Annotated in this window: 27 protein-coding genes and 1 pseudogene; 14 read left to right on the top strand and 14 right to left on the bottom strand. The window is 72.9% G+C overall.

Annotation, left to right across the window (positions count from 1 at the left end):
• The first annotated feature begins 15 nt into the window (after nt 1–15).
• Nucleotides 16–855, top strand: a complete 840-nt coding sequence (locus GEV43_RS42340; protein ID WP_160826314.1) for a GAF and ANTAR domain-containing protein — start codon at nt 16–18, stop codon at nt 853–855.
• Nucleotides 856–990: 135 nt separating this feature from the next.
• Nucleotides 991–1,332: an STAS domain-containing protein gene (locus GEV43_RS42335; RefSeq protein WP_160826313.1), complete on the top strand. Its 342-nt coding sequence runs from the start codon at nt 991–993 to the stop codon at nt 1,330–1,332.
• A 28-nt stretch (nt 1,333–1,360) separates the two neighbouring features.
• Here GEV43_RS42335 and GEV43_RS42330 read toward each other — a convergent pair whose 3' ends face one another.
• On the bottom strand, nt 1,361–1,936 hold the full coding sequence (locus GEV43_RS42330) for a TetR/AcrR family transcriptional regulator (RefSeq protein WP_160826312.1): 576 nt from the start codon (nt 1,934–1,936) through the stop codon (nt 1,361–1,363).
• Between the two features lie 73 nt (nt 1,937–2,009).
• Here GEV43_RS42330 and GEV43_RS42325 point away from each other — a divergent pair, with 73 nt between their 5' ends.
• The 3 genes from GEV43_RS42325 (at nt 2,010) to GEV43_RS42315 (ending at nt 3,738) form a co-directional block, all read left to right on the top strand.
• Nucleotides 2,010–2,708: an alpha/beta hydrolase gene (locus GEV43_RS42325; RefSeq protein WP_160826311.1), complete on the top strand. Its 699-nt coding sequence runs from the start codon at nt 2,010–2,012 to the stop codon at nt 2,706–2,708.
• 162 nt (nt 2,709–2,870) lie between these two features.
• Nucleotides 2,871–3,260, top strand: coding sequence for a hypothetical protein (locus GEV43_RS42320; RefSeq protein ID WP_160826310.1), 390 nt, complete (start codon nt 2,871–2,873; stop codon nt 3,258–3,260).
• Between the two features lie 79 nt (nt 3,261–3,339).
• On the top strand, nt 3,340–3,738 hold the full coding sequence (locus GEV43_RS42315) for a hypothetical protein (protein ID WP_160826309.1): 399 nt from the start codon (nt 3,340–3,342) through the stop codon (nt 3,736–3,738).
• Between the two features lie 127 nt (nt 3,739–3,865).
• Here the strand turns inward: GEV43_RS42315 and GEV43_RS42310 are convergent, their stop codons facing one another.
• Nucleotides 3,866–4,561: a hypothetical protein gene (locus GEV43_RS42310; protein WP_160826308.1), complete on the bottom strand. Its 696-nt coding sequence runs from the start codon at nt 4,559–4,561 to the stop codon at nt 3,866–3,868.
• Nucleotides 4,562–4,617: 56 nt separating this feature from the next.
• On the bottom strand, nt 4,618–5,562 hold the full coding sequence (locus GEV43_RS42305) for an aldo/keto reductase (RefSeq protein ID WP_160826307.1): 945 nt from the start codon (nt 5,560–5,562) through the stop codon (nt 4,618–4,620).
• A 92-nt stretch (nt 5,563–5,654) separates the two neighbouring features.
• Between GEV43_RS42305 and GEV43_RS42300 the strand changes: the two genes are divergently transcribed.
• Nucleotides 5,655–6,257: a TetR/AcrR family transcriptional regulator gene (locus GEV43_RS42300; RefSeq protein ID WP_241684473.1), complete on the top strand. Its 603-nt coding sequence runs from the start codon at nt 5,655–5,657 to the stop codon at nt 6,255–6,257.
• Nucleotides 6,258–6,292: 35 nt separating this feature from the next.
• Here the strand turns inward: GEV43_RS42300 and GEV43_RS42295 are convergent, their stop codons facing one another.
• The 5 genes from GEV43_RS42295 to GEV43_RS42275 form a co-directional block, all read right to left on the bottom strand.
• Nucleotides 6,293–7,291, bottom strand: coding sequence for an endonuclease/exonuclease/phosphatase family protein (locus GEV43_RS42295; protein ID WP_375539155.1), 999 nt, complete (start codon nt 7,289–7,291; stop codon nt 6,293–6,295).
• Nucleotides 7,292–7,516: 225 nt separating this feature from the next.
• Nucleotides 7,517–8,806, bottom strand: coding sequence for a serine hydrolase (locus GEV43_RS42290; protein ID WP_160826304.1), 1,290 nt, complete (start codon nt 8,804–8,806; stop codon nt 7,517–7,519).
• 169 nt (nt 8,807–8,975) lie between these two features.
• Nucleotides 8,976–10,085 carry a serine hydrolase gene (locus GEV43_RS42285; protein WP_160826303.1) on the bottom strand — a complete coding sequence of 370 codons (1,110 nt, stop codon included), beginning with the start codon at nt 10,083–10,085 and terminating at the stop codon, nt 8,976–8,978.
• A 152-nt stretch (nt 10,086–10,237) separates the two neighbouring features.
• On the bottom strand, nt 10,238–10,807 hold the full coding sequence (locus GEV43_RS42280) for a carboxymuconolactone decarboxylase family protein (RefSeq protein ID WP_160826302.1): 570 nt from the start codon (nt 10,805–10,807) through the stop codon (nt 10,238–10,240).
• On the bottom strand, nt 10,804–11,583 hold the full coding sequence (locus GEV43_RS42275; protein ID WP_160826301.1) for a GntR family transcriptional regulator: 780 nt from the start codon (nt 11,581–11,583) through the stop codon (nt 10,804–10,806). Before GEV43_RS42275 ends, GEV43_RS42280 begins: the two co-directional genes overlap by 4 nt.
• Before the next feature lie 126 nt (nt 11,584–11,709).
• Between GEV43_RS42275 and GEV43_RS42270 the strand changes: the two genes are divergently transcribed.
• From GEV43_RS42270 to GEV43_RS42260, 3 genes and pseudogenes are all read left to right on the top strand, one after another.
• Nucleotides 11,710–13,071 (top strand): MFS transporter, encoded by a 1,362-nt coding sequence (locus tag GEV43_RS42270; RefSeq protein ID WP_160826300.1) that lies wholly within the window; start codon nt 11,710–11,712, stop codon nt 13,069–13,071.
• Between the two features lie 2 nt (nt 13,072–13,073).
• Nucleotides 13,074–14,519: pseudogene (locus GEV43_RS56780) on the top strand (FAD-dependent monooxygenase); the annotation flags it as partial.
• 67 nt (nt 14,520–14,586) lie between these two features.
• The gene (locus GEV43_RS42260) at nt 14,587–15,939 is read left to right on the top strand and encodes an amidohydrolase family protein (RefSeq protein WP_160826299.1); all 1,353 of its coding nucleotides are present in this window, start codon (nt 14,587–14,589) and stop codon (nt 15,937–15,939) included.
• Nucleotides 15,940–16,001: 62 nt separating this feature from the next.
• On the opposite strand, the gene GEV43_RS42255 is transcribed toward GEV43_RS42260, so the two are convergent.
• Complete coding sequence (locus GEV43_RS42255; protein ID WP_160826298.1) at nt 16,002–16,688, bottom strand: GntR family transcriptional regulator; 687 nt, start codon at nt 16,686–16,688, stop codon at nt 16,002–16,004.
• A gap of 62 nt (nt 16,689–16,750) precedes the next feature.
• On the opposite strand from GEV43_RS42255, the gene GEV43_RS42250 reads away from it, so the two are divergent.
• Genes GEV43_RS42250 through GEV43_RS42230 form a run of 5 tightly spaced genes read left to right on the top strand, consistent with a single transcriptional unit; the run spans nt 16,751 to nt 20,951 of the window.
• Complete coding sequence (locus GEV43_RS42250; protein ID WP_160826297.1) at nt 16,751–17,695, top strand: alpha/beta hydrolase; 945 nt, start codon at nt 16,751–16,753, stop codon at nt 17,693–17,695.
• Between the two features lie 45 nt (nt 17,696–17,740).
• Entirely contained in the window at nt 17,741–18,586 is an 846-nt protein-coding gene (locus GEV43_RS42245) for a fumarylacetoacetate hydrolase family protein (RefSeq protein WP_160826296.1), read from the top strand.
• 17 nt (nt 18,587–18,603) lie between these two features.
• A complete protein-coding gene (locus tag GEV43_RS42240) occupies nt 18,604–19,530 on the top strand; it encodes a VOC family protein (protein ID WP_160826295.1) in 927 nt (308 codons plus the stop codon).
• Between the two features lie 6 nt (nt 19,531–19,536).
• Nucleotides 19,537–20,292: a CoA transferase subunit A gene (locus GEV43_RS42235; protein ID WP_160826294.1), complete on the top strand. Its 756-nt coding sequence runs from the start codon at nt 19,537–19,539 to the stop codon at nt 20,290–20,292.
• Entirely contained in the window at nt 20,292–20,951 is a 660-nt protein-coding gene (locus GEV43_RS42230; protein WP_160826293.1) for a CoA transferase subunit B, read from the top strand. Before GEV43_RS42235 ends, GEV43_RS42230 begins: the two co-directional genes overlap by 1 nt.
• 69 nt (nt 20,952–21,020) lie before the next feature.
• Here the strand turns inward: GEV43_RS42230 and GEV43_RS42225 are convergent, their stop codons facing one another.
• Genes GEV43_RS42225 through GEV43_RS42205 form a run of 5 tightly spaced genes read right to left on the bottom strand, consistent with a single transcriptional unit; the run spans nt 21,021 to nt 25,862 of the window.
• Nucleotides 21,021–22,121 carry an alcohol dehydrogenase catalytic domain-containing protein gene (locus GEV43_RS42225; RefSeq protein ID WP_160826292.1) on the bottom strand — a complete coding sequence of 367 codons (1,101 nt, stop codon included), beginning with the start codon at nt 22,119–22,121 and terminating at the stop codon, nt 21,021–21,023.
• A complete protein-coding gene (locus GEV43_RS42220; protein ID WP_160826291.1) occupies nt 22,118–22,897 on the bottom strand; it encodes a dienelactone hydrolase family protein in 780 nt (259 codons plus the stop codon). Before GEV43_RS42220 ends, GEV43_RS42225 begins: the two co-directional genes overlap by 4 nt.
• The gene (locus GEV43_RS42215; protein WP_241684472.1) at nt 22,894–23,883 is read right to left on the bottom strand and encodes a TAXI family TRAP transporter solute-binding subunit; all 990 of its coding nucleotides are present in this window, start codon (nt 23,881–23,883) and stop codon (nt 22,894–22,896) included. Before GEV43_RS42215 ends, GEV43_RS42220 begins: the two co-directional genes overlap by 4 nt.
• An 11-nt stretch (nt 23,884–23,894) precedes the next feature.
• A complete protein-coding gene (locus GEV43_RS42210) occupies nt 23,895–24,887 on the bottom strand; it encodes a hypothetical protein (RefSeq protein ID WP_160826290.1) in 993 nt (330 codons plus the stop codon).
• A gap of 12 nt (nt 24,888–24,899) precedes the next feature.
• On the bottom strand, nt 24,900–25,862 hold the full coding sequence (locus tag GEV43_RS42205; protein WP_160826289.1) for a VOC family protein: 963 nt from the start codon (nt 25,860–25,862) through the stop codon (nt 24,900–24,902).
• Nucleotides 25,863–25,879 lie beyond the last annotated feature (17 nt).

The following is a 25,879-nucleotide window of genomic DNA, read 5'->3' as shown; positions in this document are numbered from 1 at the left end:
GAGGCCCGGCGTCCCATGGCCGACGACACGTCCCCGCACGATTCCTTCTGGCACGATCCCGCGCCCGGTGCTCTGGACGACCCCGAAACCGTGAGCGGCCAAGCCGAAGATGCCGAGTACTGGCTGCCAGGTGACGCGGTGGTCGAATTGCAGGATCTGCTGCTGGCCGCCGACGGCGTCGAAGGATTCATGCAGGACATGGCGTACTTGGCCGCCGGAACGGTCGGCGACGGCCTATCGTGCGGGATCACGTTGAAGACGGACGATCAGCCGGTGACGGCGGCGTCCTCCGACGCGCTCGCGCGGAAGGTGGACGAGGTCCAGTACGAGCTGCGGCATGGGCCGTGCCTGCATTCGATGCGTACCGGACAGCGGGTGCTCCTCAACGATCTGCGGCACGCGGACGAGTGGACCGACTACGCCGCCCACGCCCTGGAGCACGGTGTCGGCGCATCGCTGTCGGTCCCGCTGCATCCCGGCCGGGACACCGGCGCGCAGGGGGCGCTGAACCTGTACGCTCCCGTCGCCGACGCCTTCGGGCCCGACCAGATCCGCCGGGCCGAACGGTACGCGCAGGTGGTCTCGGGCGCGGTGGCGGTGGCCATCCGCATCGCCGGCCAGGCCGCGCTGACCGCCAATCTCCAGACGGCGCTCGCCTCGCGCGCCGCGATCGACCAGGCCATCGGCGTCATCATGGCCCGCCGCCGGTGCCCGCCCGGCCAGGCGTTCGAGATCCTGCGGCAGACCTCGCAGAACACCAACGTCAAGCTCCGCGACGTCGCCGCGGCCCTGCTCGCCGACGCGGCCCGCCGTCCGCCCCGCCCTCCCGGCTCCCCGCCCAACGACCACCGATAGCGGAGAGGGCCTGCCGTTTGACGTCGCGGCCTCCAGGCGCGCATCCTGGCTCACAGGTCCGCGGCTTCGCGCCCGGATCCGGGTCCGACAGCGCTAGGCCCTCCCGCACCGATGGATGCTGCCCGGAGGCCCGCAATGCGCGATCGTCCGACCGAAGAAGTCGAATTCCGCTCCGAAGCCGGATCTGAAGACCAGGCGGTACTGGTGTTCCCCGACCAGGTGGACATCGCCAACGCCTCGGAAGTGCGCGCCCACGCGCTGCGTCTGCTCGATCAGGGCGTGCACAGCCTGGAACTGGATCTGACGCAATGCCGGTTCTGCGACTCCAGCGGTGTGAACGTCATCCTGCGCTCGCACATCCGCGCCAAGGCCCTCGGCGTCCACCTCGCGGTCCGGCTGCCACCCACCGGCGTCGTCGCACGCGTCTGCCAGGTCGCCGGCGTCACCCGCGTCGTCCCTCAAGCCCCCGCCCGCTGAACGACCCGGACGCGCCCGCAGCGACGGGCTAGGAATCCGAGGGCGCGGAGTCCTGGGTGAGGGGAGCGAGCGCGGCCAGGAAATGGTCGAAAGCCTGATCGGCTCGCGGTGTGTCACCTGTCGCCTCGATGTCCATGATGAGGCCGCGGACGACCGCGAGCACGAGGGTGCCGAGTTCGGGACGGCCGATGCTTCGCATGCCGTCTTCAAGTGGACGCAGCCAGTCCGTGGTGGCCTCCCGGCGGAAACCCGGCCACAACCGCTGCTCGGCGTCCTCGCGGAGCTTGCCGAACATGCTGAGATACGGCCGACCGGTCGGCCCGGTCATGGCCTGCCAAGCCCGCCGCAGGGTGACCGGATACGGCTCGTCCGCCCGCGGGGCCACGAGTTCCCCGAAGAAGTCGCGCTGGCGGCGGCGCGCCCGTTCCAAGGTCTCCCGCAGCAGCGCGTCCCGGGTCCCGAAGTGGTAGATCAGCATCCGGGTCGAGGTGCCGGAGGCCGTCGCGAACGGCTCCAGGCGGTCGGGCAGCCCGTGCGCGAGCGCGTGATCGACGCACGCGTCGAGGATTCGGTCGCGGATCTCTGGCTGCTTGTGCCGTCCCATCACCGTACTTTTTCACGTAACTGGCGGTACGTCTATCGTTGAGCCAGGTGATATCCCGATCGAGGAGGCAGAGATGCGTGTGGTGTTCGTCCATGGGGCGTGCGTTCGGGACGGGTCGTGGTGGTGGCACCTGGCCGCCGAGGCGCTGCGCGAGCGCGGCATCGGCAGCGCCGCCCCGGCGCTGCCGAGCTGCGGTGAAGGCGACCGGCCGGCCGGGCCGCAGGGCCCCGGGCTGCCCGAGGACGTCGCAGCGGTGCGCGCCGTCCTGAGCGAGGGGGACGAGCCGACCGTGGTCGTGGCGCACAGCTACGGCGGCATCGTCGCCGCCGAGGCGGCGGCGGGCGTGGCGGCGGTGCGGCACCTGGTGCTGGTGTCGAGCTACCTGCCCGAGCCGGGGGAGTCGCTGTCGACGTTCGGCGCCGAGACGCCGCCGCCGTTCCTGGACTTCGACCCCGACGGCGGCACGTTCGGCGCCCGTCCCGAACTGTTCGCCGAGACGTTCGTCCAGGACTGCCCGCCCGACATCGCCCGCGGCGCGGCGGACCTCCTGACCCGGCAGACCCTGGCCGTGACCCAGCAGCCCGTACGGGCGGCGGCGTGGCGCGACGTACCCACGACGTATGTGGTGTGCACCGAGGACCGGGGCACCCCGGCGGCGGCACAACGCGAGTTCTCCCGCCGCGCGGACAAGGTCATCGAGGTGAACGCGGGCCACCACCCGTTCCTGTCACAGCCGCACACCATCGCCGGCATCATCGCGAACCTGCTTTGAACCCCCCACGCCGATTCGCCGTCGTCCGTCGCTGACCTGGGGGGACGGCGCGCTCGAACAAACTCGAACAAACGCGAACGGGGGTGGCGGTTGCCCGCGCCGACCGGGGCGATCAAGTGTCAGGCGATCGCACATTCGGCGACGTTCCTTGAAAGGGGAACCATGACAAGGGCACGCAGAATCGCACTCACGGCGACGGTGCTGGCCGGGGTCAGCTCCATCGCCGGCATCGCCCAGGCCGACGCCACACCACAGCCCGAGACCGCGGCGGGACCGAGCTGCGGCTGGCAGCCCAGCACCAACGGCGGCGGGTCCATGCGCACCAACAAGCCGATGTTCCTGAGGGACGGCCCTGCCGCGGCCTGCGACACGATGGGCTGGGACCCCATGTCCACCGGACAGCTGCTGTGGGTCCGGTGCAAGACCCGCAACGACTCGGGCAACACCTGGTACTACGTCCGTCCGGAACCGCCGGCCGGAGAATACTGGGACCCCGGATGGATCTACTCCGGAAACGTCACCAGCGTCCCCTCCGGAATTCCTTCGTGCTGAAAGACGGCCCAGTCGCGCCGCACGTCCAGCCTGGATCCCGGCCGACAGCATCGACGTTCACGGAGAGAAAGGGGAATGCGTGACTTCGCGAATCCGAACGGCTGCGGCCGTCGCGCTGGGCGGGATCGTCCTGGCGCTGGGGGCCGGCGCGCTGCCCGCCCAGGCGGCGACCTCCGCGCCCCAGGCCCAGCAGCGGGAGGCTGTCTGCGACTGGACCCCGGGTGGGTCCGGCTGGGGAACGGCGTACACCACCAAGGAGATCCGCCTGCGGACCGGACCCTACGCCTCCTGTGACTTCATCGGACTGAGTGACATGGACGTCCATACACAGCTGGTCGTCTGGTGCAAGTTCCGCAATTCCTCCGGCAACACCTGGTACTACGTCGCCGTGCCCGGCACGAGCTGGAAACCGGGCTGGATCTATTCCGGGAACATGGGCAGCGTCGACAGAACGATGCCCACCTGCACCCTGAACTGATCAGGTGATCGACGTGTGACCGGTGGCGGGGCCGTCCTACGGGGGTCGGTCCCGCCACCGCGTTCCACTGCGCCGGACGTTCCCAAGGGCCGCGGAACGTCCGGCGGCATTTTCGCTGAGAGTGGGGTCAGGGCAGCATCCGCGCCAGATCGGTGAGCGCGTCGGCGCGCGGCTGGAGGTTCTGCGGGGTCGGCGCGTCGGAGTAGGCCGAGATCAGGACGCCGGAGGAGATCTCCCAGGCGGGTGCCCGGCCGTCCGTCATCGCCTCCCGTATCGCGGGGGTGAGCAGGCGCGCCGCCTCGTGCTCGCCGGGTCCTCGGACCAGGAACCTCTTGTCGAACGCCAGGTCGCCCGTGCCGACACCGCGTACCGGCATGAAGAGCGCGCCGATGCTCGTACGCCTGACGACCTCGACGTCCGGGTACTCCGCGCCGAGCGACAGGAAGTAGCGGGTCAGGTTGCGGGTCTTCGAAGGGCCGTCGGAATTCGCGGCCGACCTCTCGCTCCACTGATGCCAGACCAGCCATATCGCGTACGGCTGCTCGGTGGCGAACACCAGCTTGGCACGCCTGGAACGTGCGGCCTCCGCCACCGGTTCCGGCATCGACCCGGAGACCGCGACCGGTCGCCAGCCGAGCTCGGCCGCGTGCGTGCGGAGCCGTTCCTTGCGCCTGCCGTCGCTCACCACCGTCCAGACGATGCCCACCGCCACCAGGGCCACGAAGCCCACGACCACGCCGTTGAAGACGGGCAGGTGCTCGGACCAGACGGCCGACGGTGCGATGAGCGGAAGGGATTCTGGGAGCCGGGAACCTGCGATCATGCTCGTTTTCGATGCGTTCGCGCGGCGGCGGGTTCGCTGCGAACGCGGGGACCGGTTCAGCCGAGCGCGATGTCGCCCGACCGGGATTCGACGGCGTCCAGCGCGGCCAGTGCGGCGTCGTCGAGTTCGATCGTTCCGGCGGCGACGTTGGCCTCCAGATGCCCGGCGTTCGCGGTGCCGGGGATGAGCAGCGTGTTCGGCGCGTGGTGGAGCAGCCAGGCGAGGCCGATCTGCGAGGGCGTACGGCCGAGGGACCGCGCGACGGCGGCGACGGCGGGATCGTCGGTCACCTTCGGCATGGTGGGGAAGGCGCCGCCGAGCGGGAAGAACGGCACCCAGGCGATCTGCTCCTGGGCGCAGAGCCGCAGCAGTTCCTCGTCGCCGCGGGACACCAGGCTGTAGGAGTTCTGGACGCAGGCGATGCCGGCGGGCAGGGCCCGGCGCAGCCCGTCGAGGGTGACCGAGCCCAGGCCGATCGCGCCGATCTTCCCCTCGTCCCGCAGGGCGGTCATCACCGCGAGCTGGTCGTCGAGGTCCACCACCTGGTCGCCCTCGGCGCGCAGGCCCGGCCCGGCGTCCAGGCGGCGCAGGTTCACCACCGGGATCTGGTCGAGGCCGAGTGCCGCGAGGTTGTCCTCGACGCTCGCCCGCAGCTGCTCGGGCCGCTGGGCGGGACGCAGCGGAACGGCGCCGCCCGGGTCGGGATCGGCGCCGACCTTGCTGACGACCGTGACGCCGTCCCCGGGCCGGAACGCGTCGCGGATGAGCCCGTTCACGAACCCGTCGCCGTAGAACTGGGCGGTGTCGACGTGGTCGACGCCGAGCTCGACCGCTCGCCGAAGGAGCGCGATCGCGGCGTCGCGGTCGGCGTGCAGGCGTTCCAGTTGCATCGCGCCGTACCCGACGCGGGAGACCGTGCGGCCCGCGATCGTCCCGGCCCCGCCGGGCCGCGGGACGCCGGTGGCCGTGAGCTGCGAGGAGGAAGTGCCGGACAGGGGCATGACAGGTCCAATCCATGTGGGACGATAAAGGAGCGGAGGCACCTCCGCTTTCCTCGACCGACTGTAGCACTTTTACCGGAGGGCCCTCCGCTTTGCCGTCCCGAAGCCCGAGACCCGCACGCGGCGAACCCGGCGAGCAGGAGCGCGCCCCTCGCGCGGACGCCCTGCGCAACCGGGACAAGCTCCTCCAGTCCGCGCGCGCCGCGTTCGCCGCCGCCGAAGGCGCCGTCTCGCTCGAAGGCGTCGCCAGGGAAGCCGGTGTCGGCATCGGCACGCTGTACCGCCACTTCCCGACCCGCGAGGCCCTGGTGGAGGCCGTGTACGCCGCCGAGCTCGATGACGTGGTCGGCAGCGCCCCCGCACTGCTCCAGAAGTTCCCGCCGGACGTGGCCTTCCGGGCCTGGATGGAGCGCTACGCCGCCTTCATCGCGACCAAGCGCGGCATGGCCGACACTCTCCGCGCGAGCCTGGCCTCAGGGCGGATCGTCCGAGCGGCCACCCGGGAACGCATCACCGCCGCCATCGGCACGCTTCTCGCTGACGGGGCCGAGCACGGGACGCTACGCGCCGACGTCGAGCCGGATGACATCACCGTGATGCTGCTGGGGGCCTTCCTCGCCGCCGACACCGCCGAGCAGACCGGACGGCTGATCGACCTGGTCATGGACGCCCTGCGCCCGGCACCGGCAGGCTGACGCCCCCCGGCCAGGGGCCCCGCGCGGCGCGGCGTTCACCAGCCGATACCGGCCGCCACCGGCCGGTGGTCGCTGCCGGTTGCCGGCAGTACCCACGAACTCTTCGGCTCCACGCCGCGGGTCAGGATCTGGTCGATCCGCGCTATCGGGAAGGACGCCGGCCAGGTGAAGCCGAAGCCGGCACCGGCCGCCTCCTGCGCCGAGCGGAGCCGTGACATGAGGCCGGCGAACGCGCGGTCGTCCATGGTGCCGTTCAGGTCGCCGAGCACCACCACCCGCTTGTTCTGCTCGGCGGCGACGGCCTCGCCGAGCGCCTGCGCGTTCCTGTCCCGGTGGCCCGTCGTGAAGCCCCCTCTGGGATTGACCCGTGCGGAGCCCAGGTGGGCCACGTACACCGCGAGCGGCCCGTGCTTCGTGGCCACCGTCGTGCGCAGCGCCCGGGTGTAGGGCAACGTGGCCTCGGCCGACTTGGTGGCCGCCAGCGGCCCGTAGTCCATCTTGGTGTCGACCGGCTTGCTGTCCGACAGCGGCAGCTTGCTCCACAGCCCGACCGTGCCCTGCACCGTGTGGTGCGGGTACGCCTTCGCCAGTTCCTTCTCGTACGTGCCGCGGGCCTGCGGGGTCAGCTCCTCCAGCGCGAGCACGTCCGCCTTGGAGGCGATCAGGTCGCGGGCGGTGCCGGCCGGATCGGGGTTGTCGGCGCCGACGTTGTGGCTGGCCACCGTGAGGTCGCCGCCCCCGCCCGACTTGTCGGTGAGCAGCCCGCCGAACAGGCCCAGCCACACCGCGACCGGCAGCAGCAGCGCCACCGCCGCGGACGCGGAGCGGCGCCACAGCGCCCCGACCAGCAGCACCGGAACGCCCACGCCGAACCAGGGCAGGAACGTCTCCACCAGGCTGCCGAGGTTCCCGATCCGGTTCGGGACGTACGAGTGCAGCAGCATGAACAGGCCCAGCAGCAGCGCCAGCGCGGCGAGCACCAGGCCGCGCTTCCAGGCCCCCGGCCCGGAGCAGGACCGGACCGCCCGGTGGATGCCCGCGCGCCGCGTACCGGAGCCGGTCTCGGTGCCCCCGGCGTCGGCCCTTTCGGCCTCCGCCGTGTCAACCGGTGCCAACGTCTGTCCTCGCTCGCTGCTGGTCACTGCTTCTACCACCTCACAGAATCCTTCTGATCTCCTGGAACTCAGGCTCACAGCACTCGACCGCGCACGCGCCCACGACAGGAAACCTGTGCGCGCCGGGTTGCCGGTCGCCGTTCGTCAGCGCCGGCCCGTGACGGCCCGGGTCTCCTGCTCGACGATCTCCCACAGCGGCGCGCCGTCGGCGTTGACGAGGATGGCGCCGACCCAGCCGGTGTCGGGATAGATGCTCCAGTTGGCGCCGACTCCGGGGTTGGCGCCAGCGCGGCTCCACAGCCACTGGCCGCCGATGAGGCTGATCGGCATCTGGTACGCCCCGAACGACGCGTCGGCGGGAACCGTCCGGCGCGAGGCCGTCCGGCGGGCGCTCGCCCGGCGGGCCAGGCCGCCTCCTCCCTCGGGAGCGAGGGGGATCTTGGGCCCGGTGAACAGCTCGGCGTAGTGCCTGTCCAGCAACGTACCGTCGCCCAGCGCACGCGCGAACCGCACCAGATCCGGCGCGGTGGCGAAACCGCCGTCCCCGGGCGCGTCGATGAAGGCGCGCCCCGGGTTCTTGCCCAGGACGTACGGGTCCGGGCTGCCCTTGTCCAGGTTGCGGACCGCGTCCACGTGGCTGCCGTCGGCCAGTGCCATGTACGGGTGCGCGATGTGTTCGTCGCTGAGCCACTGCGGCCGGGTGTAGAACCCCGAGCCGGTCATGCCGCAGCGCTTGAAGATGTTCTCCTGGACGTAGTCCCAGTACGTCATGCCCGTCACGGCCTCGATGATCTGCGCGGGGATGGCGACCTCGGCGCCGGAGTGGCTGCTGGGCGTTCCGGGAGGGGCCTCCGGCGTCGCCTGCCGGGCCCACTGCTCGTAGAACTCGTGCACTTCCTTCTGGCTCTGGAAGACGCGCCGCACGTCCTCATCCGGGGTCTTCATCCCGGAGGTGCCGGTGAGCATGTGGTGGATGGTCACCTTCTCGGCGATCTCCTTGGCGTAGCCCTTCAGGTGGGCGCCCACCGTGTCCGAGAGCTGTAGTTTGCCCTCCTGCGCCAGTTGCAGGATGGCCACCGCGTGGAACGGCTTGCCCGCCGAGCTGAGGCTGAAGGCGATGTTCTCGCCGTTGGGGACCTTCTTCTCCTTGTCGGCCATGCCGTAGCTGCGCGACAGCACCGTCCGGCCCCGGTACGACAGCATCACCACGCCGGAGAACTTGCCCTCGGCGGCCAGCTTCGCCACGTACCGGTCGTACGCCCCGCCGGGCTTGGTGTCCGGCGGGATGTCGGAGCGCCTCGGGGCCGAGGCGGCGTGGCCGGGCCGGGCGCCCGCCAGCGACCCGCCGGCCGCCACCACGCCGGCGGCGGCCAACCCGCCGCCCCACCCCAGCAGCCGCCGCCGCTCGACGCCACTCACCGAATCCGAGCCCATGCACCCAGTCCTCTCCTGATCGGCGAACCGCGGCCGTTGACGCGCTGCGGTCCGTCCCTCCAGTCAAGGCGGAAGACTGTTGCGACGGCGTATGCGGTTTTCGATATGCCCGCGATACATCCCGAGCCTTAGGATCAAGGACGCGCGCACAGCGCGGTGTCGGCGACCTTCAGGATGCGCCGGAAATCGTCCATGTCGGCGGGCTCGGCGGTGACCGACAGCGCGACGGCCGCACCGAGGCGCGCCCGCCCCCGTGCCCGGCCCCGGTCGAGAACGCCCGCGAGCATCGAGTAGCCGTGCATCTGACCCGCATGGCCGACGAGATCGCCGCAGGACAGGCGGTTGACCTCCAGGCCGAGCCCGTACTCGTCCACGGCGCCGCTCGCGGGGACCGTCCGGCGCATCTCGGCCAGCACGGCGGGACGCAGCAGCCGTCCCGCAGCAGGGCGCCGAAGAACCGGTCGATCTCGGCGGGCGTGGACACCATGTCCCCGGCCGCGTCGAGGTAGCCGGTGTCCTGCTCGGTCACGTCGATCAGGCCGGGCGCCCTCAGGTACCCGCGCGGGTGCGGGCCCCGGATGCGGTACTCCGACGGCTCCGGCGAGTAGGTGTGCCGCAGCCCGAGCGGCCGGACGATCCGGCGGGCGACCTCGTCGCGCCAGCTCCGCGCCTTCGTGACCTTCTCGATCAGCTCGCCGAGCAGCAGGTAGCCGGTGTTGGTGTACGACCAGCGCGCCGTGGTGGGCTCCAGCGACAGCGCGTACCGGATCAGCTCGCCGCGGTCGCGGTGCCGGAACCTGCGTTCCGCCCACGCGCGCCCGCTCGGCAGCAGCGTCCCGGGGTCGGGCAGGCCGCTGGTGTGCTGGAGCAGCTGCCGGACGGTGATCGTCCGCCCGTCGCCGCCGCGCCCGCGGACCACGCCGGGCAGGTACGTCTCGACCGGCGCGTCCAGTGCGACCCGCCCCTCGCCGACCAGTTGGAGAACGACGGTCGCGACGAACGCCTTGGTCGTCGAGCCGACGCGCACCATCGCGTGCCGGGGGACCGGGCGGCCGGTCCGCACGTCCCCGACGCCGCTGCGCACCGTCACCTCCGCGCGCCCGGCCCTGGTCATGATCGCGCCCGGCATCCCGGTGTCGCGCACCGCCCCGTCCAGCTCCCGCTGAAGCGGGGTGGACGAGGCGCGGGCCGCGGGGACGAACGCGGGGCCGAACGTGGGGGCGAGCCCGCAGAGTGCCGTGGTCGCCATGGTCATCGTCGCCAGCCGCCGGAAGCGCACACCGGTTCCTCTCGTTCGGGGGCGGGGCCATCGCGTGGACGCGCCGCCCTCTGCCGTTCCGCCGTCAAAAGTACGGACGGGCGGCGCGCTCGACCGGCAGGCCAGGCGGTGTATCCGGCTACGTGCCCGCTTCCCCCTCGCCCCCCGCCTGGCTACACCTCGGAGATGCCGAACACGTTCATCATCTGCGCGAGGGTCCGGTAGTAGCCGGCGAGGACGACCAGCTCCAGGACGCCTTCGCGTCCGAGCGCGGCGGCGGCCTCGCGGTACTCGGCGTCCGTCAGGGCGTCGTCGCCGTCCAGCAGGCGGGCGCACAACGCGTGGGCCATGGCTTCGGCCGGGTCGCCGCCGGTGAACGTGCCGTCGCGCAGGCCCGCCAGTTCGGCGTCGGTCAGCCCGGCGGCGCGTGCGATCGGCTCGTGCGCGTGCCGTTCGAACGCGCTGCCGGTGGCGGTGGCGACCGTGAGGACCGCGATCTCGCGGACGCGGTCGCTGAGGGTCGTGCGGTAGCGGATCGCGGCCCCGAGCTCCTGGAGCGGGTCGCCGAGCGCGGGGCCGTGCAGCATGACGCCGAACGGGCCGTTGAGGGCGCCGTCGCGGTCCTGGAGGGCGAAGTGCTGCGGCCCGCCGGCGCGGGGCCCGGAGACGATGCGGTGGTAGAGGGCGAGCTGGTCCTCGTCCAGGTCGGCCGGGGTGAGCTTGGGCAGGCGTGGTGCGGTCACGGTGTCCTCGGCGGTGGGGCGGGAGCGGGGACGCGCGGGCGTCCGGCGGGCGCGGCTTCGGGCGCGGCTTCGGGCGGGGCGGCGGGTGCGTCGGTGGCGCAGCGGATGAGCAACCGGGCCGTGAGCGTGATGTGGGCGGCGAGCCGTTCGGCGGCGAGGTCGGGGTCGCGGGCGAGCGCGGGCTCCATCAGCGCGCGGTGGTCGGACGCGGCGGTCTCGGGGGAGCGGCGGCCGAGCGAGACCGACCACTGCCGGTAGAGCTCGGCCTCCTCGCGGTGGGCGCGGGCGACCGCGACGAGGCGCCGGTTGCCGCAGCCCGCGATCAGCGCGTGGTGGAACGCGGCGTGCGCGGCGTTCCACGCGTCGGACGGGTGGCCTGGCTCGCCGCCCGGACGGTCGGCGGCGTCCAGCAGAGGGGTGCGTTCGAGCACGTGGAACGCCGCGACCACGCCGGCCTCCCATGCGGTGTCGCCGTCGCGGACCGACAGCCACAGCGCGCGCGTCTCGACCACCAGGCGGGCCTCGACGAGCTCGGCCAGGTCGCGGTGCGAGAGCGGGACGACGTGGAAGCCCTGGTGCGGGCGGGAGACGACCAGCCCCTCGGAGGTCAGGGCGACCAGCGCCTCGCGGATCGCTCCGGCGCTGGCGGCGTAGCGCTCGCGCAGCTCGCCGAACTTGAGGCGGCGGCCCGGAGCGAGCCGGCCGCCGAAGATGTCGGCGCGCAGCCGGGCGTACACCTCGCGGGCACGCGTCGAGCCGTCTTCGTCCCGGACCATGCGAGCACCGTAGCAGTTTACGACTCTCAGAAAAACTTTCGAAACATTGTTGACGTGTTGAATCTGTCTCCGTAACGATGCTGGGACACCCGAACCCCCTCGGACCTGCGAAGACGGGAGAGCACCGTGGACAGACCTCATGGCGCGGGCCGCGCGTGGCTCATGACCGTCCTGCTCATGGCCGCCATGGCGCTGACGTTCTGGGACAAGGCCGTCCTCGGGCTCGCGGCCGTCCCGATCATGAAGGAGCTGGGGCTGAGCAACGCGGCGTACGGCGCCGCGAGCAGCAGTTTCTACCTGCTGTTCAGCGTGGCCGCCGTGCTGGTCGGGCTGATGACCGACCGGGTCCGCAGCAGGTGGGTCTTCGTCGTGCTGGCGCTGCTGTGGGCCGTCGCGCAGGGCTCGGTGCTGCTCGCCGGAACGGTGGCGGGCCTGTTCGCGAGCCGGGTGATGATCGGCGCGGCCGAGGGGCCGGCCAACCCGCTGGCCGTCCACACGGTGCACGGCTGGTTCCCGCCCGAGCGCCGCAGCCTGCCGACCGCGCTCACCCAGATCGCGTCCGGCATCGGGGCGCTGACCTCGGCGCCCGTCCTCACCTGGGTGATCGTCGAGCACGGCTGGCGGTGGGGGTTCCTCACCACCGCCCTGCTGAGCGCCTGCTGGGCGGTGCTGTACGCGGTCTTCGGGAAGGACCGCCCCGCCGAGCCCGTCCCGGAACGCGTCCCCGCTCCCGTCACGGAGGCCGCGTCCGCGGAGGGCGTGCCCGTCGCCGCGGGGGAGGGGGCCACGTACCGGCGGATCCTGCTCAGCCGCACGTTCGCCGGGGCGGTCGCGATGACGTTCGCCGCCGCGTGGTGCCTGGCGGTCGTGCTGGCGTGGCTGGTCCCGTACTTCGTGAAGGTCGTCGGGTACGACGCGCAGGCGGCCGGCAACATGATCATCCCGCCGAACCTCGTCAGCATCGCCGCGATCCTCGCCCTCGGCGCCGCGTCCGGGCGGCTGCTGAACCGGGGCGTCCCCGACCGGCTGCCGCTCGGCGTCCTCACCGGCGCGACGGTCGCGGCGGGCGGCCTGTGCGCGCTGCTCGTACCGCACCTCGGCACCGGCGCGGCGCTGCTGTGCGGGGTGAGCCTGGCCGCCGGGCTGCCGATGGTGGCGATGACCTCGGCGTTCAACGCCGTCGGGCGGATCTGCCCGCCCGGCCGGCGGGGCGCGGTGATGGGCACGCTGAACGGCCTGTACTCCCTCGGCAGCGTCGGCGGCCCGTACGCGATGGGCCTGATCCTGGACGCCGCGCCCGACGCCGCGACCGGCTACGGCCGGGGCTTCACGATCACCGGCCTGATCGTCGTCGCGGGCGGCGTCTGCGCCGCGCTGTGCGTGGACCCGGGAGGCGACCGCGCCCGGCTCACCGGAACCGGCCCGGGCAGGACCCGCGAGCACCCGGCCGGGCCGCCGTCCCGGCCGCTGAACCAGACAGGAGTCTGAACATGACCGACGTCCATGACGTGATCGTCGTCGGGGGAGGCCCCTCCGGGCTGACCGTGGCGAGCGAGCTGGCCCTCGCCGGCGTGCGGGTCGCCGTGCTGGAGCGCCGCACCGCGCCGGTGGAGTCGCGGGCCGGGACCGTCCTGCCGCGCGTGCTGGAGCTGTTCGACGCGCGCGGGATCGCCGGCCGCTTCCTCGAACGCGCGCGGACGATCAAGGACAACCCGTTGATTCCCGTGCACATCTGGGCCGGGATGAAGCCGGTGCACTGGCACCACCTGGACTCCCGGTTCGGGTTCCGCCTGATCATGCCGCAGAACATGACGGAGGAGCTGCTGCTGGAGTACGCCCGCGAGCTGGGCGTGGACGTCCGGCGGGGCGCGCTGGTGGAACGGGTCGTCCAGGACGGCGCCGGCGTGCGCGTCACCGTCGCGGACGGCACGGGACGCACCGAGCTGCGCGCCCGCTACGCGGTCGGCGCGGACGGCGGGCGCAGCCTGGTGCGGCGCGAGGCGGGGATCGGGTTCGAGGGGCACGGCGCGACGTTCACCGGGATCGTCGCCGACCTGCGCACCGGCGGCCTGGGCGCGGACGGGCGGCTGATGACCGACAACGAGCACGGCTGGGTCACCTCGTTCCCCTTCGGCCACGACGAGGACGGCACGCCGGTGACGCGGTTCAACATCGTGCACGCCGAGCGGCGCCGCGCCCCGCAGGACGAGCCGGTGACCGAGGCGGAGGTGCTCGGCTGCCTGCGCGACGTCCTGGAACGGGACGTGCCGTGCGACGGGCTGCGGTGGGCGTCCCGGTTCACCGACGCGCTCCGGCTGGCCACCGCGTTCCGGGACCGGCGGATCCTGCTGGTCGGCGAGTCGGCCCGCATCCACTACCCGTCGAGCGGCGTCGGGATGAACTTCTGCATCCAGGACGCGTTCAACCTGGGCTGGAAGCTCGCGGCGGTCGTGAACGGGCACGCCGGCGAGGACCTGCTCGACACCTACGAGCAGGAGCGCCGTCCGGTCGCCGAGGAACTGCTGCGCAGTGTGGAGTCCCAGTGCGCGGTGCAGTTCGACTTCACCCGCGAGGGCGTGGCGTTCAAGCGGATGTTCCAGACGCACCTGCTGCCGATGCCGGACGTCAACCGCCGCATCGCGCTGGAGCTGAACGGCCTGACGGTCGGCTACCCGGCCGAGCCCGGCGCCCACCCGCTGACCGGGCGGCGCGCACCCGACCTCGAACTGGTCACGCCGGACGGCGTCCGGCGGGTCGGGGAGCTGCTGCGCGACCAGCGGTTCCTGCTGATCGACTGCACCGGCGACGGCGCCTACGCGGGCCTGGAGACCGGCGCGCCGCCGGTCCGCGCCGTCAGCGGCGTGCCGGTCATGACCGGGCCGGAGCTGCGGGCGGTGCGCAGCCTGCTGATCCGTCCCGACGCGTACGTGGCGTGGGCGGACGAGGGCGATCCCGATCCGAAGGCGGCGTCCGCCCAGGTCGAGCGGTGGATCGGGGACGGCGATGAGCGAGCGGATCCTCGTGCGCGGCGGCCACGTCCTCAGCCTGGACCCGGCGGTCGGCGACCTGCCGCAGGGCGACGTCCTGGTGGAGGACGGCGTGATCCGCGCGATCGCGCCCGCCATCGACCTCGGCGGCGACGCCTCCGGGACCCGGGTCGTGGACGCCACGTCCATGATCGTGATGCCGGGGTTCGTGGACACCCACCGGCACACGTGGCAGACGGCCGTCCGCCACTTCTACGCCGACACCGACCCGCTCCAGTACTTCGCCGAGATGCTCGGCCCGGTCGGCGCGGGATACCGGCCGGACGACGTGTACGCGGGCAACCTGCTCGGCGCGGTGTCGGCGGTCGACTCCGGCGTCACCACGCTGGTCGACTGGTCGCACGTCCAGAACACGCCGGAGCACTCCGACGCCGCGATCGCGGCGCTGGCCGACTCCGGCATCCGCGGGGTCTTCGCCCACGGCTGGCCGCTCGCGCCGGAGTGGACCCGCGACAGCGCGCTCGGCCACCCCGAGGACATCCGCCGCCTGCGCGAGCGCTACTTCGCCTCCGACGACCAGCTCCTCACCCTGGCGATGGCGGCGCGCGGCCCCGAGATGGCGCGGCGGGACGTGTGGCTCGGCGACCTGCGCCTCGCGCGCGAGCTCGGCATCCGCACGACCGTCCACGTCGGCGCGTACGCGCACAACGCCCACCACCGGGCCGTCGCGCAGATGCGGGACGCGGGCGTGCTCGGCGCGGACATGACGTTCGTGCACTGCTGCCAGAGCCACGACGACGAGATCGAGATGATCGGCGAGGCGGGGGCGAGCGTGTCGCTCGGCGTCCAGTGCGAGCTGAACTCGCCGGGCATGGGGGACGTCCCGCTCGACCGGCTGCTCGCGGCGGGCGTCCGGCCGAGCCTGAGCGGCGACACCGAGACCAAGTGCGCGGGCGACATGTTCACGCAGATGCGGGTGCTGCTGGCCTACCACCGCTCGTGGACGGGCGGCGGCCACTCCCGCACGCCCGCTCCGGCGCCGCTCGGGACGCGCGACGTGCTGGAGTTCGCGACGCTCGCCGGCGCGCGGGCGGCGGGGCTCGACCGCCGGACCGGCTCGCTCACTCCGGGCAAGCAGGCCGACCTGATCCTCGTCCGCGGCTCCGACCTCAACCTGGCGCCGGTGTCGGACCCGGCGGGCGCGCTCGTCCTCGCCGCCCATCCCGGCAACGTCGACACCGTCCTGGTCGGCGGCCGGATCCTCAAGCGGGACGGGAAGCTGGTGGGCCTCGACGTCGACCGGGTGCGCGACCTCGCGCGGGTCTCGCAGCGGCGGGTCCTGGCGGCCATCGAGGCGGGCCGCCGGTGACGCCGCGGAGCGGCGCACGGCCGCAGGCGCGGGTGCGCGCCCAGGCGCGGATGCGCGTGCGGTCAGGCCACCGGGGCGTCGGTGGCGTTGCGGATCAGCAGCCCGGCGGTGTGCGCGATGTGCTCGCGGAGCCGTTCGGCGGCCAGGTCGCCGTCGCGTGCGATCGCCGCGTCCAGCAGGGCCCGGTGCTCGCCCGCGATGTCGCGGTCGGGTTCCTGGCCGAACGACACCGACCACTGCCGGTACAGCTCGGCCTCCTCGCGCATGGCGCGCGCGGTCGCCAGCAGCCTGCGGTTGCGGCAGCCTTCGAGCAGCGCCAGGTGGAACGCGGCGTGCGCGGCCGCCCAGTCGTCGGAGGGCCGGTCGGTGTCGTCCGGGCCGAAGAACGGCGTGCGGTCCAGGACGTGGTGGGCGGCCACGGCGCGCGACTCCCACGCCATGTCGCCGTCGCGCACCGACAGCCGGAACACCAGCGACTCGATCTCGACCCGCGCGTCGGTGAGGTCGGCGAGGTCCTCGTGCGACAGCGGAACGACCATGAACCCATGGTGCGACTGGGTCGTCACGAACCCTTCGCTGACGAGCCTGGTCAGCGCCTCGCGCGCGCCTCCGACGCTGCATCCGTACCGTTCGCACAGCTCGGGGAACTTCAGCCGCTGGCCGGGCGCCAGGCGTCCGCCCAGGATGTCGCCGCGCAGCCGCCCGTAGACCTCTCCGGCGCGGGTCGTCCCGCCCTCTCGCTTGGCCATGGCCCCCAACCTAGCAGTCTGCGAATAACCTCCATGCTTTCGAAAACCGGTCGGTCCGTCCGATGAGCCGGCGCCATGCCGTCCGCGTGAAGGAGGGGCTGCGCTACGCCTCTCCCCAGGGGACGGACCTCTTCCTCGATCTCTACATCCCCGAGCCCGCGCCCGCGCCGGGCGACGGACCCGAGCCAGGCGGCGGGTCCGAGCCGGGCGGCGGGCCCGGTGCGCCGCCCGTCGTGCTCTACCTGCACGGCGGCGGCTGGCTGACCGGTGCCCGCGGGGACCATGCCGAACGGCTCGTCCGGCTCGCCGAGCACGGGGTCGCCGTCGCCAGCGCCGACTACCGGTTCGCCCACGTCGCGCCCTTCCCCGCCCAGCTCCACGACGTCCGGACCGCGGTCCGCTGGCTGCGCCGCGAGGGTCCGGCGCACGGGCTCGCGGCCGGACGGGTCGGGGTCTGGGGCGCGTCCGCCGGAGCCCAGCTCGCCGCCCACCTGGCCGTGGCCTCCGCCGGTGACGACCCCGGCGGCGACTACGGCCACGGCGACGGCTGCGAGGACGGCGCGGTGCAGGCGATGGCGGGCTACTTCGGCGCGTACGACGTCACGGCTCGTTCCGCCGAGGCGGTGCCGAATCCCGCGCTGCCCGTTCCCGAGGAGATACGCGCGGCGGTCTGGCCTGCGGGCCTGCCCGTTCCGCCGAGCGCGCGGTTGCGTCACGCGCTGCTCGCGGGCGTTGCGGAAGCCGACCTCGGCGAGGAGCATCTGCGCGCCCTGAGCCCCGTCCACCACGTCGGGCGGGGGTGCCCGCCGCTGTTCCTCCTGCACGGGACGGGGGACGCGATCGTGTCTGCGCAGCAGAGCCGCTGGCTGGCGGAGGCGGCGCGGCAGGCCGGGGCCACCGCCCGAGTCGTCCTCCTGGACGGCGCCAACCATGAGGACCCCGCCTTCGACGCCCACGAGATCGTCGCCTCCGTCGCGGAATTCTTCCTCGGGCATCTCGTTTGTTAACTTTCGAATCTATGACTCACATTCGCAAGCTGATAGGTTACTGACATGCGCATCGCCAATCTCTCCGGCCGCCTCGTCCTGGTCCGCCCCGACGGGACCGCGGTCGACGTCGAACGGGCCAGTGCCGGACGCTTCGCCTCCGAGCCCCAGCGGATCTACGAACGCTGGGCCGAGTTCGCCGAGTGGGCCGCGGACGCCGACCTCCCGAACGGCGTCGCGTTCGACCCCGCGGAGCTGGGCTCGCCCGCGCCCGCCCCGCGCCAGGTGCTCGCCATCGGCCTGAACTACCGCGCGCACGCGGGGGAGTCGGGCTTCGAGGTCCCGGACCGCACGCCGCCGGTGTTCACCAAGTACGTCAGCAGCATCAGCGGCCCGGTCACCACCGTCCGCCTGCCCGAGGGCGGCCACACCGACTGGGAGGTCGAGCTCGTCGCCGTCATCGGGACGGGCGGGTACCGGGTGGCCGAGGCCGACGCGTGGTCGCACGTCGCCGGGCTCGCCGTCGGGCAGGACCTGTCCGAACGGATCACCCAGCTCGACGGGCCCGCGCCGCAGTTCAGCCTGGGCAAGTCGTTCCCCGGCTTCGCGCCCGTCGGCCCCTGGCTGGTGACGCCGGACGAGCTCGCCGACCCCGACGACCTGGAGCTCGGCTGCGCGATCAACGGCGAGGAGGTGCAGAAGGGCCGCACCCGCGACCTGATCTTCCCCGTGCCCGCACTGATCGCCAAGCTGTCGGCCGTCCTGCCGCTGCTCCCCGGAGACGTGATCTTCACCGGGACGCCCGCCGGGGTCGGGCAGGGCCGCGACCCCCAGCGCTTCCTCGCGCCCGGAGACGTGCTGGTCAGCCACGTCGAGGGCATCGGCGAACTCCGCCAGACCTTCACCGCCTGACGAACGGAGCGGTCACCATGGCTCTGCACCGACTGTCATCGGTCACGATGGGCGTCCCCGACCCCGCCGCGACCGCGTCCTACTACACCGAGTTCGGCCTCGCGCCCGACGGCGACGGCTGGTTCGCCACCCGGGACGGCGGGCGCCAGCTCCGGATCGTCCACGCGCCCACCCGGCGGCTGGTCGAGGTGCGGATCGGCGTGGACGATCCCGACGACCTCACCGCCGCGGCGTACCGGCTGAGCCGCTTCGGCATCGACGCGTCCGTGTCGCCGGGCGCGTCCCTGACGGCAGTGGAGATCGCCACGGGCGTCCGCGCGGTGCTCCAGGTGGAGCCGCGCCTCGTCCAGCCTCCGGTGCCGCCCACCCCGTACAACGGGCCGGGCCGGGTCGAACGGCCCGGAGTGCGCGCGCCCGGCATCCTGCGCACCGACCCGGTCCGTCCGCGCAAGCTCGGCCACGCCGTCCTCGGCACCACCGACCTCGCCATCACGATGGGCTTCTTCCGCGACGGCCTCGGCTTCCGGACCAGCGATCTGATGGGCGACGCCGGGGCGTTCCTGCGCTGCTCGACCGACCACCACAACATCCTCGTCCTGACGGCGCCCGTCGCGTTCCTGCACCACACCTCCTGGCAGGTGGACGACGTGGACGACATCGGACGCGGCGCGACGGCCATGCTGGAGGACCATCCCGAACGGCACGTCTGGGGCCTCGGCCGCCACCACGCCGGGTCCAACTTCTTCTGGTACCTCAAGGACCCGGCGGGCAACTTCAGCGAGTACTACTCCGACATGGACTCCATCCCCGACGACCGCCCCTGGACGCCCGAGGTGTTCGAGGGCGCGAAGGGCCTGTTCAACTGGGGCCCGCCGCCCCCGCCCTCCTTCATCAAGCCCGACGACCTCGCCGGACTGATGACCGGCGCGCACACCACCGCCTGAGGACCCATGGACAAAGTGATCGCTTCCGCCGCCCTCGCGGTGGCGGACATCGGGGACGGCGCGTCCCTCGCCGTCGGGGGCTTCGGCCTCTGCGGCGTCCCGGAGACCCTGATCAGGGCCCTGTACGACGCGGGCCCGGCCGGGCTGCGGCTCGCGTCCAACAACTGCGGCGTGGACGGCCGCGGCCTCGGCGTCCTCCTGGAGGCCGGCCGGGTCGCCCGCGTCACGGCGTCGTACGTGGGGGAGAACAAGGAGTTCGCGCGGCAGTACCTCGCCGGTGAGCTGGAGGTCGAGCTGATCCCGCAGGGCACCCTGGCCGAACGGCTGCGCGCGGGCGGCGCGGGGATTCCCGCCTTCTACACGCCCGCGGGCGTCGGCACGCAGATCGCCGACGGCGGGCTGCCCTGGCGCCACGCGGCGGACGGGACGGTGGCGGCGGCCTCGCCCGCCAGGGAGACGCGCGTGATCGACGGCCGCGAGTACGTCCTGGAGAACGCCATCACGTGCGACTTCGCCCTCGTGCACGCCGCGCGCGGCGACCGGCACGGCAACCTGGTCTTCCACCGTTCTGCGGCGAACTTCAACCCGCTCGCCGCGATGGCCGGCCGCGTCACCGTCGCCGAGGTCGAGGAACTCGTCGAGCCGGGCGACCTGGACCCCGACCAGATCCACCTGCCCGGCGTGTTCGTCCAGCGGGTGGTCGCCCTCAGCCCCGCCGAGGCCGCCGACAAGCCCATCGAGAAGAGGACGGTGTCGGCCTGATGCCCTGGAACCGCGACGAGATGGCGGCCCGCGCCGCCGCCGAGCTGGCCGACGGAACCTACGTCAACCTGGGCATCGGCCTGCCGACGCTCGTCCCCAACCACATCCCGCCCGGCGTGCACGTCGTGCTGCACTCAGAGAACGGCATCCTCGGCACGGGCCCGTACCCCCGAGAGGACGGGATCGACCCGGACCTGATCAACGCGGGCAAGGAGACCGTCACGGCGCTCCCCGGCGCCGCGTTCTTCGACTCCGCGCTGTCGTTCGGCATGATCCGCGGCGGGCACCTCGACGTCGCCGTGCTCGGCGCCATGCAGGTCTCCGCCCGCGGGGACCTGGCCAACTGGATGATCCCCGGCAGGATGGTCAAGGGCATGGGCGGCGCCATGGACCTCGTCCACGGCGCCCGCCGCGTCATCGTCCTCACCGAGCACACCGCCAAGGACGGCACGCCCAAGATCGTTGAGGAGTGCGCGCTGCCGCTCACCGGCCGCGCCTGCGTGCACCGCGTCATCACCGACCTGGCCGTTCTCGACGTCACTCCGGACGGCCTGCGGCTCGCCGAGACCGCGCCGGGCGTCACCGAGGACGACGTCCGCGCCGCCACGGCCGCGCCGCTCCTCACCGGAAGCACCGCAGCCCTTCAGCCCTCGTCCTGAACACCGGCTCAACGATCGGGCCCGGCCACCGCGCTCGCGGTGGCCGGGCCCTGGCGTGTCACGGGGCCGTCACGGGTTGACGACCGTCATCCAGATCGGCTCGCTGCGGCTCTGCATGGCCGCCACGGCCTGCGCAGCCTCGGCGAGCGGGAACCGGTGGGTGATCAGCTCATCGGCGTTCAGGACACCGCGCTCCAGAAGGCCGAGCACGTGCTCGGCGTCGGTGCGGGTGCAGGCGCGGGTGCCGACGATCCGCCAGCAGTTGGTCATCAGGACCCGGGCCGGGACGCGCACCACGCCGGGGTTGCCGCCCATGTGCACCATCGTTCCGCCGGTGGCCAGCGCGGCGGTCGCCTGCTCCGCCACCGCCCCGGCGGGCACGTAGTCCAGGACGGCGTGCGCGCCGCCCGGCGCCAGGTCCCGCAGGCGGCGGGTCAGGTCCTGCGAGGTCTCCCAGTCTTCGGGGAGCTCTTCGAGCGCGAGCGTCTCGGTGGGCAGCGGGCCCGCGAGGCGGCGCACGTCGCGGAGCCGTTCGGCACTGCGGCCGACGAGGACGAGCCGGGCCACGCCGAAGTGGGGCGCCAGCTTGACGGTGGCCGTGCCCATCGCGCCGGTGGCGGCGGTGACGACCAGCGTCGCCCCGAGCGGCAGGTCGGCGAGCTTGAGCGCGCGCACGGCGTTGGCCAGGTCGTGCACCTTGGCGGCCACGTCGAAGCCGACCGCGTCGGGCAGCGGGTCCAGGAGCCAGTGCGGCACGCGGACGTACTCGGCGAGGCCGCCGTCGTGGTACTCCTCGTACAGCGGCATCGGCACGTGGCCGAAGGCGGCATGGCCGACCATGGCCTGCTCGGCGCACATCATCTCCCGGTCGGTGCGGCAGTACACGCAGGACCGGCACGTCAGGTTGGGGTGCACGCGCACCCGGTCGCCGAGCGCGAACCCCGGCACGTCCGCGCCGACGGCGGCGACGGTGCCGGCGGCCTCGTGGCCGAGCGTGGTGGGCAGGTGCTTGAACGCGCCCGCCTCCAGCAGCCGCATCATCCCGGGCGCGATGCCGGCCGAGGCGACCTTGACCAGCACGTCGAACGGGCCGGGCTCGGGCACGGGGATCGTGGTGAGGTGCAGCTCGGTGGAGCCCTGGTGGGCGCGGGCTGCGAGCATGGCGTTCATCGGGCTCGTCTCTCTTCGGCGGCGGGCAAGCGGCGGTCGAGGAACGCGTGGGTGCGGCCCCAGGCGGTCGCGGCGGCCTCCTCCCGGTACAGGTGCGGGCGGGCGTCACAGGCGAAGGCGTGCCCGGCGCCCGGGTAGAGATGCTGCTCGAAGTCGGCTCCGGCCTCGCGGAGCGCGGCCTGGATCGCGGCGACGTCGTCCGGCGGGATGACCGGGTCCTCGGCCCCGACATGCAGCATCAGCGGCGCGTCGATCGCCTCGGCGCGGTCCAGGACGGCGTGCGGCCCGGCCGCGATGCCGGGGCCGTAGAACACGACGGCCGCGGCGAGGCCCGGGATCGCGGTGGCCGCCGTGAACGCCGCGCGGCCCCCGAAGCAGAAGCCGACGAGAGCGGCGGCGCCCGGCGCGATGCCTTCTGAGGCGGCCAGGTGGTCCAGGACGGCGCGGACGTCGGTCGCGATGGCGTCCGGTCCGATGGCGCCGATCAACGGCATCGCCTCGGCGTGCCGGTCGTAGCCGAGAACCCCGGCGCCGTTGCGGTGGAACAGGTCGGGCGCGAGGGCGAGACGGCCGCGCGCGGCGAAGCGCCGGGTGATGTCCTGGACGTGGTCGTTGACGCCGAAGGCTTCCTGGAGGACGACGACGGCGCTCCCGGCCCGCGCCCCGGACCCGCCCGCGGGGACGGGCTCGGCCGTGTAGACGCGCATCGGCCCGTCGGCGGTGTCGAGGGTGATCCACGACGCCGTGGTGGGACGGCTCGTGTCCGCGTGGTTCATGCGGGTGCTCCTTCAGGTGGCGGGCAGGGCGTCGTAGTACGCGGCGGCGCCGGGGTGCAGCGGGATCGGAGCGCGGCCCATCGCGGCCGGGTCCAGCGGGTACGTGACCGGGCTGCGTTCGGGGGAAGGTGGCGGTACTGGCGCTCGATGGTGCCGCGCGTCTCGCCGAGCACCCAGGCGATGGCGTAGGCGACGTCGTCGGGGAGATCGGAGCGCGTCATCACCAGGAAGTCGGAGAAGTCCAGAGTGCGAAAGCGCGGGCTCCCGGGGAAGTGGCCCTCCTCGACGATGGCCTCGGGCCAGGAGAAGTCGCCGCGCAGCCCGTCCAGGACGTCCCGCTCGACCTCCAGGAAGTGCAGGTCGCCGCCGAACTCCTGCCAGTGCGGCAGCATCACCGCCTCGTGGATCACCGCGTCCGCGCGGCCGGCCTTCACGTGGGCGAACGTCTCGAACGGCCGCTCGTCCGACAGGAACCGTCCGCCCCAGCCGAGGACGTCGACGCCGGACCGGTCCAGCAGCGCGTGCGCGGCGAGCCCGACGTGGTTCTCCCCGTCGTTGACCGAGGTCGCCAGCGTCAGGGCCGGCCTGCGCGCACGCAACCGCTCGAACGAGGTGATGTCCCACGACCGGTGCACGCCCATCACCAGGCGGTCCCGTTGCGGTACGACGCCGAGCGCCCTCAGCTCCGGGAAGCCCTCGCCGGCGTAGACGCCGCGCCCGTCCAGCGCGGCGGCGGCGAACGCGGCGGGGGTGGTCAGGGCCACGTGGACCTCCCCGCGCCCGACCGCCCGCACCGCGTCGACGCAGCCCCGGCCGTTCCACACGGCCATCCTGGTGTGCGGTCCGCAGCGGTCGGTGAGCTCTTGCGAGATCCAGCCGCAGACCCGGTGCAGGTTCGCCGTCCCCCAGTCGCCGCGCAGGTGCAGCGTGACGGACCGGCCGATCTTCGGCTCGGGCGGGCGCCCGCCCGCCGTGTCGTCTCCCATGGTTCCCCGCTTCACTCTGCCGTCCGCCGGAGCCGCTCGATCTCGTCGGCCGGGAGCCGCTCGGCCGTTCCGGTGGCCTCGGCGACCTGCGGGACCTCCCGCGCGGACACGACGGTGATGTGCGCGCTCGGCCCGCGGTGGATGCTGGTGAACGCCACGCCCACGGGGATCCGGGCGAAGTCGCCGGGCTCCAGCCGGACCGTTCCACGCTGGGTGACCAGGGTCCGGTGCCCGCGGAGCTGGTAGTCGATCTGCTCGGCATTGCGGATCCTGCGGTAGACGCGGCCGTCGGACGACTCGGCGAAGGTACGGCCGATGAGCACGTCCGCCGACCGGTACAGCCAGGTGGTCCCGGGCTCGTCGCCGGGACGCAGGATCTGGAGCCGTTCATCGTGCTCTTCGGCGTACTCCAGCAGCGCGAGCTCGTCGGCCCGGGCGGGGACGATGTCGTGGCCGGGGCCGCCGAGGCACTCGGTGACCAGCTCGTTGACCACGGCGGGCTCCCAGCCCGGGAACGGCGGGATCGCCGGCCGCGAGGTGCGGTCGGCGGGCCGTTCCTCGGTGACGGGTGCGGGCACGTAGAACAGCACGTGGATGTCCTGGCGCCCGTAGTTGTCATGCGCGACCCCGACCGGCAGCCGGGAGAAGTCGCCCGGCTCCAGATCGACGCTGCCGGCCTCCGACATCAGGGTCCGCGCGCCCGTCACCTGGTAGGAGATCTCGTCCACGTCGCAGTTGCGGTGGTAGAACGGCTGCCGTCCCACCATCGACTGCCATTCCAGGCGCATGAAGTCGCTCTCGTAGACGCCGCGCGGCGGTCCGAAGGAGTGCTCCTGGTATTCGGGGTTGAAATGGACGACCTCGATCGGCGGATGGTCGCGCCAGTACTTGCGTCCGCTCGGGCCCGTCGACGGCTCGGCGAGCAGCAGTTCCTCCTGCCGTCGCAGGACGCGGGGAGCGGTATTGAAAGGGAACGTCTCGAAGTGTTCGTGAACGGTGCCCAAGGCCGGTTCTCCTTAACGGTCAAGCCTGGTCGGCGGTGGGGGCGTGCCGTGCGTGTGGAACGACTCGATCGTCCGCAGCCCCCACGCCTGGCCCTTCGCCCGTTCTTCCTGCGACCAGGTGATGGGCTTCCGGTCGGGCGCGAGCACCAGCCGCGCGCCCGCGTTGACCAGCTCGATCCGGTTGCCGCCGGGCTCGTAGACGTAGAGGAAGAAGGTCTGCTGGATCGCGTGCTTGTGCGGGCCGGTCTCGATGAACACGCCCTGGTCCAGCGCGATGTCGGCGGCGCGCAGGATGTCCTCGCGGGTGTCGAGCGCGAAGGCGATGTGGTGCAGCCGCCCGTTGCCGCCGGTCCAGTCCTCGGTGTAGACGGCGTCGTAGCCCTTGTTGGTGAAGGTGAGCCAACTGCCGCTGGTGGTGCCGTCCTCCAGAACGATCTCCTCGGTCACCAGTCCGCCGAGCACGTCGCGCAGGAAGTCGCGGTTGCGTCCGACGTCGGCGCCGAGGTAATTGACATGGTCGAGGCGGCGCACGCTCGCGCCCCGGGCCGGATATGCCTGGGCCTGGTTCTTCAGTGCCGGGCGCAGTTCGGGCGGCGCCTCGTACGGCTCGCTCTCCCAGTACAGGCCCAGTTCGTGCCCGTCGGGATCACGGAACACATAGGTGGGGCCGTAACCGGAATCGCCGTCCCGCCACCCGATGCCGAGCCCGGCGTCCTCGATGGCCCGCGCCCGGCTGTCCAACGCCTCCTGGCTGCTCGCCCGGAAGGTCGTACGGCCGATGCCCGAGGTGCGGTGGGCGGTGAGTTTGACGGTGTGGTGCTCGTAGTCGTCCCATGCGCGCAGGAACACCGAGTCCCCGTGCGCGCCGTTCACGGTCATGCCGAGAAAGGTGGTGAAGAACTCCAGGCTGCGTTCCGGCTGCGGCGTGTAGAGCTCCAGGTTTCCCAGATGGGCTATCTCGTGTCGCAAAGGCATGTCGTTCTCCTTGTGTC

Source organism: Actinomadura sp. J1-007, assembly GCF_009793335.1.
Classification (GTDB): domain Bacteria; phylum Actinomycetota; class Actinomycetes; order Streptosporangiales; family Streptosporangiaceae; genus Spirillospora; species Spirillospora yumaensis.
The sequence above is the reverse complement of the archived record's forward strand: the minus strand, read 5'-3'. Positions and strand labels throughout refer to the sequence as shown.

What these genes read in the sequence shown, in the direction of transcription:
- GEV43_RS42325 (WP_160826311.1), top strand. Translation starts at nt 2,010, where the DNA reads ATGCGTGTGGTGTTCGTCCATGGGGCGTGCGTTCGGGACGGGTCGTGG.
- GEV43_RS42250 (WP_160826297.1), top strand. Translation starts at nt 16,751, where the DNA reads ATGAGCCGGCGCCATGCCGTCCGCGTGAAGGAGGGGCTGCGCTACGCC.
- GEV43_RS42310 (WP_160826308.1), bottom strand. Translation starts at nt 4,561, where the DNA reads ATGATCGCAGGTTCCCGGCTCCCAGAATCCCTTCCGCTCATCGCACCG.
- GEV43_RS42230 (WP_160826293.1), top strand. Translation starts at nt 20,292, where the DNA reads ATGCCCTGGAACCGCGACGAGATGGCGGCCCGCGCCGCCGCCGAGCTG.
- GEV43_RS42335 (WP_160826313.1), top strand. Translation starts at nt 991, where the DNA reads ATGCGCGATCGTCCGACCGAAGAAGTCGAATTCCGCTCCGAAGCCGGA.
- GEV43_RS42235 (WP_160826294.1), top strand. Translation starts at nt 19,537, where the DNA reads ATGGACAAAGTGATCGCTTCCGCCGCCCTCGCGGTGGCGGACATCGGG.
- GEV43_RS42320 (WP_160826310.1), top strand. Translation starts at nt 2,871, where the DNA reads ATGACAAGGGCACGCAGAATCGCACTCACGGCGACGGTGCTGGCCGGG.
- GEV43_RS42220 (WP_160826291.1), bottom strand. Translation starts at nt 22,897, where the DNA reads ATGAACCACGCGGACACGAGCCGTCCCACCACGGCGTCGTGGATCACC.
- GEV43_RS42340 (WP_160826314.1), top strand. Translation starts at nt 16, where the DNA reads ATGGCCGACGACACGTCCCCGCACGATTCCTTCTGGCACGATCCCGCG.
- GEV43_RS42260 (WP_160826299.1), top strand. Translation starts at nt 14,587, where the DNA reads ATGAGCGAGCGGATCCTCGTGCGCGGCGGCCACGTCCTCAGCCTGGAC.
- GEV43_RS42225 (WP_160826292.1), bottom strand. Translation starts at nt 22,121, where the DNA reads ATGAACGCCATGCTCGCAGCCCGCGCCCACCAGGGCTCCACCGAGCTG.
- GEV43_RS42205 (WP_160826289.1), bottom strand. Translation starts at nt 25,862, where the DNA reads ATGCCTTTGCGACACGAGATAGCCCATCTGGGAAACCTGGAGCTCTAC.
- GEV43_RS42290 (WP_160826304.1), bottom strand. Translation starts at nt 8,806, where the DNA reads ATGGGCTCGGATTCGGTGAGTGGCGTCGAGCGGCGGCGGCTGCTGGGG.
- GEV43_RS42255 (WP_160826298.1), bottom strand. Translation starts at nt 16,688, where the DNA reads ATGGCCAAGCGAGAGGGCGGGACGACCCGCGCCGGAGAGGTCTACGGG.
- GEV43_RS42330 (WP_160826312.1), bottom strand. Translation starts at nt 1,936, where the DNA reads ATGGGACGGCACAAGCAGCCAGAGATCCGCGACCGAATCCTCGACGCG.
- GEV43_RS42240 (WP_160826295.1), top strand. Translation starts at nt 18,604, where the DNA reads ATGGCTCTGCACCGACTGTCATCGGTCACGATGGGCGTCCCCGACCCC.
- GEV43_RS42215 (WP_241684472.1), bottom strand. Translation starts at nt 23,883, where the DNA reads ATGGGAGACGACACGGCGGGCGGGCGCCCGCCCGAGCCGAAGATCGGC.
- GEV43_RS42305 (WP_160826307.1), bottom strand. Translation starts at nt 5,562, where the DNA reads ATGCCCCTGTCCGGCACTTCCTCCTCGCAGCTCACGGCCACCGGCGTC.
- GEV43_RS42245 (WP_160826296.1), top strand. Translation starts at nt 17,741, where the DNA reads ATGCGCATCGCCAATCTCTCCGGCCGCCTCGTCCTGGTCCGCCCCGAC.
- GEV43_RS42275 (WP_160826301.1), bottom strand. Translation starts at nt 11,583, where the DNA reads ATGGTCCGGGACGAAGACGGCTCGACGCGTGCCCGCGAGGTGTACGCC.